The organism is Spirulina subsalsa FACHB-351, assembly GCF_026130165.1.
Taxonomy (GTDB): Bacteria; Cyanobacteriota; Cyanobacteriia; order Cyanobacteriales; family Spirulinaceae; genus Spirulina_A; species Spirulina_A subsalsa_A.
Map to the genome: position 1 here is coordinate 1 of NZ_JAIHOM010000130.1, position 12,591 is coordinate 12,591.

Below are 12,591 nucleotides of genomic sequence, written 5' to 3' on the forward strand. Positions count from 1 at the left end.
GCGAATGGCATCATCAATGGCAGTAGACTGATTTGGTTTTAATACTGCTTTCATTTCCAAGACAATCATTGTTTATCGACCTCAAACAACTAGATGTATACTAACATATACAGCACAAATTGTCATGATCTAGTGATCCCTGAGCCTTAGCTAAAGAGTCGTGCTTCGCTGTTTCTATACGGGTCGGGTTTCATCCCGTCGGTAAAACCGAGGGTCTTCACCCGACATTGCAGATAACCGCATTTACTGAGCTACTGTGGGCATTAATGGAGCGAATTAAGGGAAAGTTCCCTGAGTCTCCTGATTGGCTAGGGGCGAGTAAATTAGGGGAATCTCCAGAGAAGAAAAAGGGGCGTAGGAAGTAGAATCCAGCCCCAACAATACCTAATGTTACGAAAAGCGCGATCGCTAGAATAGTGGTTTCGTTTTTCTTAGACATGAGATGACGCGAACTACTCCATCCTGCCGTTGGCGAGGATGGATCTGCTGTTTACTGACTGTTCACTTAGGATAACCAACCTTTTAAACGGCGGGCAACTTGGGGGCGGCGAAGTTTACGCATGGCCTTACTTTGGATTTGACGCACTCTCTCCCGGGATAAATTGAACATTCCTCCCACTTCTTCTAAGGTGTAAGGCTGACTGGTATTCAAACCATAGCGCAGGGAAATTACATCTTTTTCCCGTTCCGTGAGAACATCACTCAACACTTCCCCAATTTCTTGGCGCATCATGATTTCACTCATCTGCTCCTCGGGCAGTTGTAAATCATTGTCCTCCAAGAGATCCACCAGTTCCGTATCTTCCCCCTTGCCGACTCGGTGATTAAGAGAGAGAGACTGGCGACGCAGTTGGAGTAAATGCCGCAGTTGACTGGGGGTAACATCTAATTCAGCCGCTAGTTCTTCCTCTTTGGGATTGCGCTTTAATTGTTGTTTCAGAATACGTTGGGCTTTTTTGAGTTTGTTCAGTTTCTCCACAATATGGATGGGGAGGCGAATGGTGCGGGCATCATTGGCAATGGTGCGGGTAATCGCCTGACGAATCCACCAGTAGGCATAGGTGGAAAATTTATAACCTTTGTTGGGATCAAACTTCTCAGCCGCTCGATTGAGGCCAATGGCTCCCTCTTGAATTAAATCGAGGAAAGGAACACCCCGATTTAGATAACGTTTGGCAATGGAGACGACTAAACGCAAGTTAGAACGGATCATTTTCCGCTTGGCCACTCGTCCTTGATAGAGACGTTGTTCCAGTTGCCGCTCGGTGATCCCCAAAGCGTTGGCGACTTCGGTAGAGGTGGGAGGACGATCTAACTGTTCTTCGAGTTCTTCGCGCAATTCTTCAATGGCCACCACCGCTTTCACACATTGGGCGAGTTCCACCTCTTCATCGGGTTTAAGCAGGGGATAGCGCGCCATTTCTTTGAAAAACGCGCCTACTGTGTCATCGCTATCGACTCTACCTGTTTTTGGGTTCGTTTTGGTCAGAGTTAAGGTAGGATTAGCAGAGGGATTCCGATCCCCGATGGCGACGGGTGATCCCGAGGCGGCTATTTCGACAATATTATTGATCTCGACAATCTTATTATTGTCGTTTTGCAGGTTGTTGGGTTTAAATTCCGCGAGGCTCATAACTCTGTATAAATATAGGGTGTACAGTCAGTGGGATCAAAGGATTAGCCGAATGACTAAAGGATGGGACTAGGTGGCAAACCTGACTTGAGCTAGAGATCAGACGAGGGTTCACAAGGAACAAAGTTCACAAGGAACAAATTTGATGATCTAGAGCAATCTAGAGAGCCAGTCCAATTGAGGGAGAAGAAGTTTAGAGATTAGAGGTTTACAGATTAACGAATTAGAAGTTGAGCGAAATCAAACGGGATGAGCAGAAATTGAGGCAGGTAAACTGTAGTAATTGGCTGTTCTCGGTCTGGTAGTGTAGTTTGAGTGGTGCGATCGCGGAATGAGGAAGAAAATCCCCAATCTACCGGATGGGAAACTACCCGGCGAGAGTGTAAGGTTGGAGCTATCGGCTTGGACTACGACAAGTCCGATCCACGAGAAAGTTAGAGAAAGATTGTTTATCAGGCTACCAGAAATGTTTTTCTGATTTGTTTATCTGATTACAAAATGACCGTTCAACGGAACATTTGTCCAGATTTTCCCGGAAAATTGAGTGTGATTAGAACCCCAGAGACTAGGTGACAATCCCCTCTAGTTGCAGACATGAGGGAAAGAACGGAGAATAAGGGAGAAACGAATCAATGACCCTGTGGGTTTTCTGGAAAACCCATATACAGTGAGTGTGTTATTCTTTTTTCTCATCATCAAAGCACAAGAATTACATCATGTCCAATCCCTCCTGTGGTGTTCTACTCTGTGAACCCCAAACAACCTACGATCCTAATCCCGCAAATGACCGATGGCTGGAGGTTTTGGTTGATTGTCCGGGAATTGAAGAAACGTTAACCTATCGAACTCCCCCAGATTTACAGGCAGAAGCGGGGGATATTGTGACGGTGCCGTTGGGGGGGCAGATGGTGGGGGGAATTGTGGTGCGGGAAGTGACGCAACTCCCGCCGGGTTTGGATTCCCAGAAGGTGCGCGAGATTGAGGATGTGGTGGCGGTGGGGTTTTTTCCGGCTCATTATTGGGAATTGTTACAAAATGTGGCGGATTATTACTATACGCCCTTCATTACGGTAGTTAAGGGGGCTTTACCGCCGGGTTTATTGCAGCGATCGCAGCGCCGCATCCGTTTACAGTCCGATGCCATCCCCCCGGGCTTTGAGGTGTTTTGCTCTCCGGCTGCCTTAGCGGTGTTAACCCTCCTTCAGTCCCAAAAACAAGGGGACTACACGGCCAAATATATACAGAAGCAAATCCCCCAAGGGCGGAAGGGTTTACGGGATCTGCTGAAACGGGGCTGGGTGGAGAGTTATCTGGACTATCCTCCCCCGACTAAAGCCCTGCAAAAACAAGCCATTACCCTAGTTTCCCATCACTTCTCCCCCTCCTTGAGCAAACGACAGGAGGAGATTTTACGCCTGTTGAAAAAACAAGGGGGGGAAATGTGGCTCACGGATTTTGTACAACTGGCTAAAACCACATCTAAAACCCTCAAGCGCTTAGAGGCCGAGGGGTATGTGGTGATTGAAGAGCGGGAAATGTTGCGTTTTTCCCAAGATCCAGAACAGGGGCGAGATGAGGCGAAAATCCTGAGTCGGGAGCAACAACAAGCCCTCAATACCTTGGCGGATTGTGGGGGATTTGCGGAGGTTCTGTTACATGGGGTGACGGGTTCCGGGAAAACAGAGGTTTATTTGCAGGCGATCGCACCTCTTTTAGAACAAGGGAAATCCGCCCTCGTTTTAGTCCCAGAAATTGGGCTAACCCCCCAACTCACCGATCGATTTCGCGCCCGTTTTGGCGATCGCATTCGGGTCTATCACAGCGCCCTCTCCGACGGCGAACGTTACGACACTTGGCGGCAAATGCTCACCGGAGAGCCTCAAGTGGTCATCGGCACCCGTTCCGCTATCTTTGCCCCCCTCCCCCATCTCGGTCTAATCATCCTCGACGAAGAACACGACAGCAGCTTTAAACAAACTCAACCCGCCCCCACCTACCACGCCCGCACCGTCGCCCAGTGGCGGGCCAAATTGGAAAATTGCCCCCTCCTCTTAGGATCTGCCACCCCAGCCCTAGAAACTTGGGTCAGAGTCCAAGAAAACCCCCAAAATTCCACCCTGTACCTCTCCCTCCCCGAACGCATCTACTCCCGCCCCCTACCCCCCATCGAAATTGTAGACCTCCGGAAAGAACTCAAACAGGGCAACCGTTCCATCTTCAGCCAAAGCCTGCAAACCGCCCTAGAAAACCTCCAACAGAACAACCAACAGGGGATCTTGTTTATTCCCCGTCGGGGTCATAGTACCTTTGTTTCCTGTCGTAGTTGTGGCTACGTCATTGAATGCCCCCATTGTGATGTGTCCCTGTCCTATCACCACACCCACGCCCTGGCCACGGAACTCCTACGCTGTCACTACTGCAACCACACCCAACTCCAGCCCCCCCAATGCCCAGAATGTGGTTCCCCCTACCTCAAATTTTTCGGCACGGGTACCCAGAAAGTCAGCCAAGAATTAAGCCGATTGTTTCCAGAACTGCGCGTCATTCGCTTTGATAGTGATACCACCCGCACCAAAGGCTCTCATCGGGCGTTATTAACCCAATTTGCCCAAGGAGAGGCCGATTTATTAGTGGGAACCCAAATGCTGACCAAAGGGCTGGATATTGCCCAAGTAACCCTAGTAGGTGTAGTGGCGGCCGATGGGTTACTGTTTTTAGGGGACTACTACGCCGCAGAACGAACTTTTCAAACCCTAACCCAAGTGGCCGGACGAGCGGGACGGGGGGCGGATCCCGGTCGGGTGATTATTCAAACCTATAGCCCAGACCATCCCGTAATTCAAGCGGTGCGGGAGCATAACTATAGCCGTTTTGCCCAAGACGCTCTAGGGGAGCGACGGAGCGCCCATTATCCCCCCTATTGTCGGTTAATTTTGCTGCGTTTGAGTGGCTTGGATGAGGGAGATGTGCAAAGTACGGCGCAATGGGTCGCCCAAGCTTGTCGGACGTTATTAGGGGAGCGGGATTATGAGTTATTGGGACCGGCTCCGGGGGCGATTATGCGCATTAATCGCCGTTATCGTTGGCAAATTTTGTTAAAGCTGCCCCGTGAGCAATCGGAGTCCTTGAATTTGGAGCAGTTACGGGATCTTTGCCCCCGGTCGGTCAGTTTAATGATTGATGTAGACCCGTTAATGATGAACTAGGAATGTCTTAAGGCAAAAAGGGGCGAGGGAGGACAAATTCTCCCCCCGGTGAAGCTTGTCCGGGCTGGGTATAGAGGGGATTGGTGCGTAGTGATGAATTGTAGGGATTTTGTAGGTCAGGGGAACGGAGAATCGGGCCGCTGGAATACTGTTGCCTTAAAACATCTTCGTACATTTTATGAACTAAGGAAATATCACGATTGAGTTCTACTTCAGGAAAGCCCCCCAATCCAAAGAGAAAATCAATTTGTCGTCCGGTGGTGAAGGTGGTGGAAAAGGCATCTTGAGAACTAAAGGTTAAAGCACGTTTAAAGGCTTCAGGAATGGGGTCTAGGCGAATGGGGTTAATGCCGATGGGGGTGGAGATAAATTGGGCTAACGCTGGGGTGGCCAAACTGCTGAGAAATAAAGCAGTAACGCCCGTGGAAAGCCAGAAGTGCGATCGCAACCAGATCATTTATTTAAGTCCTCACAACAATTGTGCTTTACAAAGTCCCTCGATCTTAACACGACCGCCTCTGAGCTTAACCCAACCTAAAGTCAGCAGGGGTCGCCCGTTATACCCGAAGGGTTAGCAGGGGAGAACTTCACAGTCAAGAACAGACAAGGAAATGCGAAAATGAAGGGGGGTAGGGATAATCCCCGATCCTAACCGCCCGATCCCGAAAAGGCGGTTTTCCTGATTTCGTGAGGTTTTCCATGACTGAATTGCGTCAACAATTATTAGATTTATTGGTTCAATACGCTTATCAAGAGGGGGATTTTCTCCTGTCTTCTGGGCAACGCAGCACCTACTATATCAATGGAAAACAGGTGACACTCCGGGCAGAAGGGGCTTTAATGGTGGGGCGTTTGTTGTGGGAATCTTTACCTCCAGGGACTCAAGGGGTGGCCGGATTGACTTTGGGAGCAGATCCCATTGTCACGGCTGTGAGTGTTGTCTCTGCCTTAGAAAATCAGCCTATTCCGGCCTTGATTGTGCGTAAGGAAGCCAAAGGACACGGCACGAGGGCCTATATTGAGGGGCCGAGTTTAGATGCCGGGGCCTCGGTGGTGGTGTTGGAGGATGTGGTGACAACGGGTAAGTCAGCTATGTTGGCGGTGGAACGCTTACGGGATGCGGGATATAGGGTCAATCAGGTGATGGCTTTGGTGGATCGGGAACAGGGAGGACGGGAATTTTATCAGTCTCAAGGATTGACCTTTGAGGCGCTGTTCCGGATTGAGGATTTACAACGGAGAACGCAGGAGTTAAGGGGTTAATGCTGGCTTATTTGAAGGGGAAGGCGATCGCGATTGTCAAAAGTCTCAATGGTCGAGTCCTCTTGTGGCTGGAGGTGCAGGGGGTAGGGTATGAGATCCAAATTCCCTCCCGTTGGGGGCGGCATATTACCCTAGAGACGGGGGAGGAGATGCAGGTGTTTACCCATCAACAAGTACGGGAGGATGCCTTTATTTTATACGGGTTTGAGTCGGTTGCCGAACGGGATTTATTCCGCCATTTAATTAGTGTGAGTGGCATTGGCTCCCAGTTGGCGATCGCACTCATTGACACCCTCGGCATTGCGGATCTGGTTCAAGCTATCGTCGCAGGCAATATCAACACCCTCTCTAAAACCCCCGGAGTGGGCAAAAAAACCGCCGAACGAATTTCCCTAGAATTGCGCACCAAATTAGCTCAATGGCGGGAAAAATCTGGGGTAGTTTTGAGTGGAAATTCTCCCCTCCCTTCCCCGGAAATTCAAGCCGATGTGGAGATGACTTTATTGGCATTGGGCTATGATAACGACGAAATCGAACAGGCCTTTTCTGTCTTAAGTGGGGATGCCCAGTTAATGAAAAATCCAGCACCGGAGGAGTGGATTCGTAGTGCCATTGCTTGGTTGAGTCAGTAGCTTGAGGGTGAGGATTCGTGAAGGAAAACAGAGGGGGGACTTAACCCCATCTCACCCACAAAGGAACTTTTGTCAACAACCCCACTCCACTGACGGGAAGGGGTTTCTTGGAGGACGATTATGAACAATTCCACTGCGACGTTATTGGTTTCCTGTCCTGATCAAAAGGGATTAGTCGCCAAAATTGCTGATTTTATTTACTCCTACGGGGGCAATATTATCCATGCGGATCAACATACGGATTTCCAACAAGGATTATTCTTAACCCGCTTAGAATGGCAGTTAGAAGGCTTTAACTTACCCCGCGAAGTGATTGATCCGGCCTTTGGTGCGATCGCTAAACCCCTCAACGCCACTTGGCAACTCCATTTTTCCGACACTATCCCCCGTCTCGCCATTTGGGTGACAAAACAAGATCATTGTTTACTCGATTTACTCTGGCGCTGGCAAGCCAAAGAACTCACCGTAGACATCCCCTTAATCATGAGTAATCATGCCAAATTAAAACCCATTGCCGAGCAATTTGGCATAGATTTTCATCATGTTCCCATCACCCAAGAAACCAAGCTAGAACAAGAGGCAAAACAATTAGAACTTTTAGAAAAGTATCAGATTGATTTAGTCGTTTTAGCCAAATATATGCAAATTTTAAGCGCAGATTTTGTGAGTAAATTTCCTCAAATCATTAACATCCATCACTCTTTTCTACCCGCTTTCCCCGGTGCTAATCCCTATCAACGCGCCTACGAACGAGGAGTTAAAATTATCGGTGCAACAGCGCACTATGTCACCGCTAATTTAGATGAAGGCCCCATTATTGAGCAAGATGTCGTAAGAATTAGCCATAGGGACACCGTACAAGATTTAATCCGTAAAGGTAAAGATTTAGAACGGTTAGTTTTAGCCAGAGCAGTCCGATTCCACTTACAAAATCGGGTGTTAGTTTACGGAAACCGTACTGTTGTTTTTGCCTAATGGAGTCTTATTTTTCCTAACAGATACTCAATCTGACCATTCTCCAGAAAGCCATAATTAAGATTTAAAAATTTTCAATGAGCTTAACCAAAAATGATCCTAAAATCAATGGTTAAATCAGGAAAAGCTAAAGGAGCAATACCTTGATTTTCCCCAATATTTTGCTGGTGTTGATAGGTTTTTCCATCTGGTTCTCGATACACCGTCAAAACCTGACGATTCAGATTAATAAGCCAGAACTCAGGAATCCCATTTTCTGCATAGAGCGGCATTTTAATTTCCTGATCATAGGTAAGACTAGAATCAGCCACTTCAATTAACAGTAAAACATCTTCTGGAGTCGGGAATTTTTGAGCATAAAAATCTGTACGGGGTTTAAGTAACGAAAGATCAGGTTGAGGTTCAGATGAATTGTTGAGTCGGATGGGATTCTGAACCGTCATAATGATTCTGTCCCCCAATTGACGAGGGAAAAAATTAGTTAAGCGATTCGTAACTACCGCGTGTTGTAAACCAATGGGTGACATTGCAATAATTTCTCCCTTGATTAACTCAACCCGTTCCTCTGGGGAAAAAATACCCATTTCACCCATTTTTTGATATTGTTCAACTGTGAACTTTTTCGTTAGTAATTGCATTTTTGAAACAGCAATTAGGTCATAAAAGATAGGAAGTCAGGATGTGGTAATAGGCACTCTTACAAGAGTTTTAGCTACCCACTACAAGCAAATTTTCCCTTCGGAAATTGATATAGCGTTTCCATTTGAGTTTTGTAATCTACACAAGGGGTACAAGGAGCTTGAAGTATTATGAGAAACTTCTCTGAGAGTTGATCAATGATTGGGAAACGCTATAACTAATAATTTACGCTTGTTGCCTTTATTTTTTTGCCTTAGCTTCCAACTCCGGCATGGATAAATAGCTATCAATATCAATAGCCTTAGACCCACCAATAGCCAGTAGCTTCAACATTTCTCCCAGTTGCACCCACACTAAAAGCGCCGTGGGAATAACCACTACAACAGCTAAAATTGATGCGAATAAATACCCGAGTTGAAACACGGAAAGACACTCCCCGACAAAGAGCGTCATAAAGACTGTCAAGGCTAAATAAGCCACAATCAAACTGGGATTTTTGTAATTAATGGTTGCTTGGGTTTGGCGCTTAATATTCCACAACGCCACTTGATATTCCAGCATATCCTTGAAAATAAATCCAAAGGCAATGGCGAAAAAACAAGTAATCATAATCGCTGCGCTAATGGCAGGTAAAACGGGAGGAACAACACTCATGGATGGTTTTTTAAAAAAGCTACAATGTTAAGAATGTTTAACATTATACATCATTCTACCCTTTTTAAGGTAAGCAAAAGGAAAAAACCCGCGTTTTCAGCTAAAACCGGGTTCAGGACATCTGGCGGCATAGTTAGAGATTATTTCAACCAGAGATTATTTCAACTTTTGCTTAATGAGAGTGACAACTTGTCCTAATTGCTTCTTCAACAAATTGATTTCGCCTTGCATCTGTGCCATTTGTTTCTTGAGGGCTTGAATTTCAGCACTGGATGCTCTATCCCCAGCTGCCGGAGCCGCGGCGGCCGCAGGAGCAGCAGCCGGGGGAGCGCCTGCGGGAGCGGGGACCGCTTTTTTCTTCTGGGCGGCTTTTTGCATAGCCTCTTTAATCGCCCCGACGAGTTGTTTTTTCTCAAAGGGCTTTTCAACAAAGGCAAAGAATTGGAAGGGTTCTGGGAGTTTTTCTGTCACCTCTTCCTTGCGCCCTGACATCAACATCAAGGGGATGTAACACAATTGAGGGTCTTTTTGTAGCTCTTGATAAACATCCCAGCCACTCTTTTTCGGGAGCAAAAAATCCAACATAATCAGGTTGGGATGCTCCTTGTGAATTAAATCCAGGCCTTCTACACCGTCTTTCGCTTCAATGACTTCTACATTACCCGCAGGCAACATATCTTTAACCATTCGTCGAATAACCCGGCTGTCGTCAATGACTAATATCTTTTGAGTGGCCACGACTGACTCCTTGAGAGGTGATTATGATCAACGAGTGAAGTGCCAACGATTGAATCACAGATTACAATCGGGGCTTCCTGCTTCAACCGCCGAAGCCTCCAGAATCAAATCCTTTTGGTCTTACTCAGCGTCCACAGGCAGACTCCCGCCTTCCGCAGGAGTTTTTTGACGCTTGATTTTCATGCTTACTGTTGGAGTCCCAACAATGCAATCGATTATAGCGCAGTCCCTTACCGTGATTCATGTCTAAATCAATCAAAGACTAAAATCCATTCCATAAAAACTTGGGTCTGGAGCTATTCCCTAGACCAATTCTGCACTTTCCCGTCAATCTCATGGGCTTTTCTTCGGCTCTTGGTCTTTTAGCTAAGTTGACTCCGGGTTTAGTCTCCATTTAGTCCTGTAGAATACTGAATTAATCCACAACGCGGACGGTTCCTTGATGAAGGGCATCAAAAATCCGGTTGACAACGCGCTGCTCTTGGTCGCCTAACACATTATCGAAAAGGAGAGACATTAAACGGCTCTGGTCTTGGCGTGTGATACGGCGAGTGGTCAAAATGTGATTGACGAACTCTTCGATATAGGTTGGTGTTTCCTGAAGTGAAATAGACATGGGATGGCTCCAACGTATTACCCTGATTTGAATCACAGCCATAGTATCTCAAATTTTCTCTGGAGAGAGAGTGATTAAATCTTAAGAACGAAGTGAGTTTAATTACTTAGTATCGTGATATACATCACAAGAGGTACTCCTTGGGATGTAGGGAATTGCAGTCTTGACAAGTTAGGCTTGAATGTCATGTTGTCAAGGTCAGGGGAATTATTAATTATTCCCACATCTTACGGTTTGCTGTTTACTGAATGATTGTAGGGAGGACGTGATGAGGGCGCGAAAACGTTTTGCACAACACTGGCTGAAGTCAGAGCAGGTTTTGGGGGAAATTGTGACGGCGGCGGAGTTGAAAAAGAGCGATCGCCTTTTGGAAATTGGCCCAGGACAGGGAGTTCTCACAGACCGTCTGTTACCTTGGGTGGAGGCTCTGGTGGCGGTGGAAATTGACCGGGATTTGGTGCGCCGTTTGGTGCATCGTTTCGGAAAAACGGAGAATTTTCTGTTGTTGGAAGGGGACATTTTAACCCTAGACCTCAAGGGAATGCTGGCGGATTTTCCCCGTTTCCAAAATCCTAATAAGGTGGTGGCTAATATTCCCTACAATATCACCGGGCCGATTTTACAATTTTTGTTAGGCACCATTGAGCAACCGCGAGCCATGCCTTACGAGTCTATTGTGTTGTTGGTGCAACAGGAAATTTGCGATCGCCTTTGTGCCGAACCTCACCAGAAAAACTTTGGCGCGCTGTCGGTGCGAGTGCAGTATCTCGCCCAATGTGAGCAGATTTGTCAAGTTCCCCCAAAAGCCTTTTCTCCGCCCCCCAAGGTCAATTCCGCCGTGGTGCGGCTGCGTCCTTTTAAGCGAGAACATCAGGCCCAATCTCCCCAACAATTAGCCACCCTTGTCAAGGTGGGTTTCGCCAGTAAACGGAAAATGCTGCGCAATAATTTAAAGGGGTTATTTCCCGAGGAGAGGATTAATCAGTGTTTTGCTGAATTGAACCTCAATCCCCAATCCCGGGCGGAAAATCTTGGAGTTGACGACTGGATCGCCCTCAGTAATAAAATTGGGGATTGATAGCCCGTGAGAAAGGCTGTATTTCCTAATTATTCCCCCCCTGATCCCTATGAACCGCTATACACTCCTTGCTCCGGCTAAAATTAACCTCTATTTGGAAATTGTCGGCGATCGCCCCGATGGATTCCATGAGTTAGTGATGATTCTACAAAGTATTGACCTGTGCGATCGCATCACCGTTCAGAGTAGCAGTCTCCCCCTGACCCGTGTCCGGTGTAATTTGCCCCAACTCGACGAAAAGCACAACCTCGCCTACAAAGCGGCTCAACTCATGGAAAAACGCTTTCCCCATGCCTTTAATAATTGGGGCGGTGTGGACATTACCGTAGAAAAACATATTCCCCTCGCCGCCGGACTGGCCGGGGGGTCAACCGATGCAGCGGCCGTGTTAGTGGGGTTAAACCTTCTCTGGCAATTGGGACTTACTCAACCGGAATTACAAGACTTGGGGGCGGAATTGGGGTCAGATGTTCCTTTTTGTGTCGCTGGGGGGACGGCCTTAGCCACCGGACGAGGTGAACAGTTAGACCCTCTCCATAATCCTCAAGGTTGGTGGGTGGTGTTAGGGAAATATCAAAGTTTGGAAGTATCTACTCCTTGGGCCTATCAAACCTATCGCCAACAATTTGGAGAAACTTACTTAACCCAAGCCGAGCAATTCCACCACCGGGCGGCTATTGTGGAGTCTGGGGCCTTGGTGCAGGCGATCGCTCACAATGACGGTCGAGGCATCGCCCAACACCTCCACAACGATCTCGAAAAGGTGGTTTTACCCCAATATCCCGCCGTTGCCCACCTCCGCGCTGCCTTTGCTCAAGCGGGCGTTCTCGGTACCATGATGTCCGGTTCGGGTCCGACGGTTTTCGCCCTCTGTGAGTCCCAAAGCCAAGCTGAACAAGTGAAAGAAACCGTCGCCCAACAGATTGGGAATCCCGATTTAGGGCTTTGGGTGACACAATTTTCTAGTCAAGGTATCCATTTAGCTTAGGGCTGGCTGAATAACTCAGGGAACAGGGAATTGATAATTGACAATTGACATGAGAAACCGGGTTTTTGCTGGGGTGTATCGAGAAAACTAGACAATGAATGCAACCCGGTTTCTGGCTAAAGTTAGTCAAAGTTAGTCAATGACATTACACCCGACTCCCCTGCTCCCC

13 protein-coding genes are annotated in these 12,591 nt (G+C 47.5%); 6 read left to right on the top strand and 7 right to left on the bottom strand.

The genetic code is table 11. The features are described 5' to 3' along the window. Positions 1-217 precede the first annotated feature (217 nt). Entirely contained in the window at positions 218-439 is a 222-nt protein-coding gene (locus K4A83_RS19105) for a hypothetical protein (RefSeq protein WP_265266271.1), read from the bottom strand. Between the two features lie 66 nt (positions 440-505). Continuing rightward, on the bottom strand, positions 506-1,633 hold the full coding sequence (locus K4A83_RS19110) for an RpoD/SigA family RNA polymerase sigma factor (RefSeq protein WP_265266272.1): 1,128 nt from the start codon (positions 1,631-1,633) through the stop codon (positions 506-508). A gap of 716 nt (positions 1,634-2,349) precedes the next feature. Here K4A83_RS19110 and priA point away from each other — a divergent pair. Further along, positions 2,350-4,839 carry a primosomal protein N' gene (gene priA / locus K4A83_RS19115; protein ID WP_265266273.1) on the top strand — a complete coding sequence of 830 codons (2,490 nt, stop codon included), beginning with the start codon at positions 2,350-2,352 and terminating at the stop codon, positions 4,837-4,839. A gap of 7 nt (positions 4,840-4,846) precedes the next feature. Here priA and K4A83_RS19120 read toward each other — a convergent pair whose 3' ends face one another. Continuing rightward, on the bottom strand, positions 4,847-5,296 hold the full coding sequence (locus K4A83_RS19120) for a hypothetical protein (protein ID WP_265266274.1): 450 nt from the start codon (positions 5,294-5,296) through the stop codon (positions 4,847-4,849). Between the two features lie 242 nt (positions 5,297-5,538). On the opposite strand from K4A83_RS19120, the gene pyrE reads away from it, so the two are divergent. The 3 genes from pyrE to purU all read left to right on the top strand — a co-directional run bounded on the left by pyrE (position 5,539) and on the right by purU (position 7,709). Further along, positions 5,539-6,102 (top strand): orotate phosphoribosyltransferase, encoded by a 564-nt coding sequence (gene pyrE, locus K4A83_RS19125; protein WP_265266275.1) that lies wholly within the window; start codon positions 5,539-5,541, stop codon positions 6,100-6,102. Continuing rightward, positions 6,102-6,734, top strand: a complete 633-nt coding sequence (gene ruvA / locus K4A83_RS19130) for a Holliday junction branch migration protein RuvA (protein WP_265266277.1) — start codon at positions 6,102-6,104, stop codon at positions 6,732-6,734. Before pyrE ends, ruvA begins: the two co-directional genes overlap by 1 nt. A 120-nt stretch (positions 6,735-6,854) precedes the next feature. Beyond that, complete coding sequence (gene purU / locus K4A83_RS19135) at positions 6,855-7,709, top strand: formyltetrahydrofolate deformylase (protein ID WP_265266278.1); 855 nt, start codon at positions 6,855-6,857, stop codon at positions 7,707-7,709. Positions 7,710-7,792: 83 nt separating this feature from the next. Here the strand turns inward: purU and K4A83_RS19140 are convergent, their stop codons facing one another. From K4A83_RS19140 to K4A83_RS19155, 4 genes are all read right to left on the bottom strand, one after another. After that, complete coding sequence (locus tag K4A83_RS19140) at positions 7,793-8,347, bottom strand: Uma2 family endonuclease (RefSeq protein ID WP_265266279.1); 555 nt, start codon at positions 8,345-8,347, stop codon at positions 7,793-7,795. 241 nt (positions 8,348-8,588) lie between these two features. Continuing rightward, on the bottom strand, positions 8,589-9,002 hold the full coding sequence (locus K4A83_RS19145) for a hypothetical protein (protein ID WP_265266280.1): 414 nt from the start codon (positions 9,000-9,002) through the stop codon (positions 8,589-8,591). A 156-nt stretch (positions 9,003-9,158) separates the two neighbouring features. Continuing rightward, on the bottom strand, positions 9,159-9,740 hold the full coding sequence (locus K4A83_RS19150; RefSeq protein WP_265266281.1) for a response regulator: 582 nt from the start codon (positions 9,738-9,740) through the stop codon (positions 9,159-9,161). Between the two features lie 415 nt (positions 9,741-10,155). Next, the gene (locus K4A83_RS19155; protein WP_026079479.1) at positions 10,156-10,356 is read right to left on the bottom strand and encodes a hypothetical protein; all 201 of its coding nucleotides are present in this window, start codon (positions 10,354-10,356) and stop codon (positions 10,156-10,158) included. 268 nt (positions 10,357-10,624) lie between these two features. On the opposite strand from K4A83_RS19155, the gene rsmA reads away from it, so the two are divergent. Both rsmA and ispE read left to right on the top strand, forming a co-directional pair. Then, positions 10,625-11,434: a 16S rRNA (adenine(1518)-N(6)/adenine(1519)-N(6))-dimethyltransferase RsmA gene (gene rsmA / locus K4A83_RS19160; RefSeq protein WP_265266283.1), complete on the top strand. Its 810-nt coding sequence runs from the start codon at positions 10,625-10,627 to the stop codon at positions 11,432-11,434. Between the two features lie 49 nt (positions 11,435-11,483). Further along, positions 11,484-12,422 (top strand): 4-(cytidine 5'-diphospho)-2-C-methyl-D-erythritol kinase, encoded by a 939-nt coding sequence (ispE, locus tag K4A83_RS19165; protein WP_265266284.1) that lies wholly within the window; start codon positions 11,484-11,486, stop codon positions 12,420-12,422. Positions 12,423-12,591 lie beyond the last annotated feature (169 nt).

Bases quoted from the DNA above. Each gene is read 5' to 3' on its own strand.
- pyrE (WP_265266275.1), top strand. From the start codon at position 5,539: ATGACTGAATTGCGTCAACAATTATTAGATTTATTGGTTCAATACGCT.
- purU (WP_265266278.1), top strand. From the start codon at position 6,855: ATGAACAATTCCACTGCGACGTTATTGGTTTCCTGTCCTGATCAAAAG.
- priA (WP_265266273.1), top strand. From the start codon at position 2,350: ATGTCCAATCCCTCCTGTGGTGTTCTACTCTGTGAACCCCAAACAACC.
- K4A83_RS19155 (WP_026079479.1), bottom strand. From the start codon at position 10,356: ATGTCTATTTCACTTCAGGAAACACCAACCTATATCGAAGAGTTCGTC.
- ispE (WP_265266284.1), top strand. From the start codon at position 11,484: ATGAACCGCTATACACTCCTTGCTCCGGCTAAAATTAACCTCTATTTG.
- K4A83_RS19110 (WP_265266272.1), bottom strand. From the start codon at position 1,633: ATGAGCCTCGCGGAATTTAAACCCAACAACCTGCAAAACGACAATAAT.
- ruvA (WP_265266277.1), top strand. From the start codon at position 6,102: ATGCTGGCTTATTTGAAGGGGAAGGCGATCGCGATTGTCAAAAGTCTC.
- K4A83_RS19120 (WP_265266274.1), bottom strand. From the start codon at position 5,296: ATGATCTGGTTGCGATCGCACTTCTGGCTTTCCACGGGCGTTACTGCT.
- K4A83_RS19105 (WP_265266271.1), bottom strand. From the start codon at position 439: ATGTCTAAGAAAAACGAAACCACTATTCTAGCGATCGCGCTTTTCGTA.
- K4A83_RS19140 (WP_265266279.1), bottom strand. From the start codon at position 8,347: ATGCAATTACTAACGAAAAAGTTCACAGTTGAACAATATCAAAAAATG.
- rsmA (WP_265266283.1), top strand. From the start codon at position 10,625: ATGAGGGCGCGAAAACGTTTTGCACAACACTGGCTGAAGTCAGAGCAG.
- K4A83_RS19145 (WP_265266280.1), bottom strand. From the start codon at position 9,002: ATGAGTGTTGTTCCTCCCGTTTTACCTGCCATTAGCGCAGCGATTATG.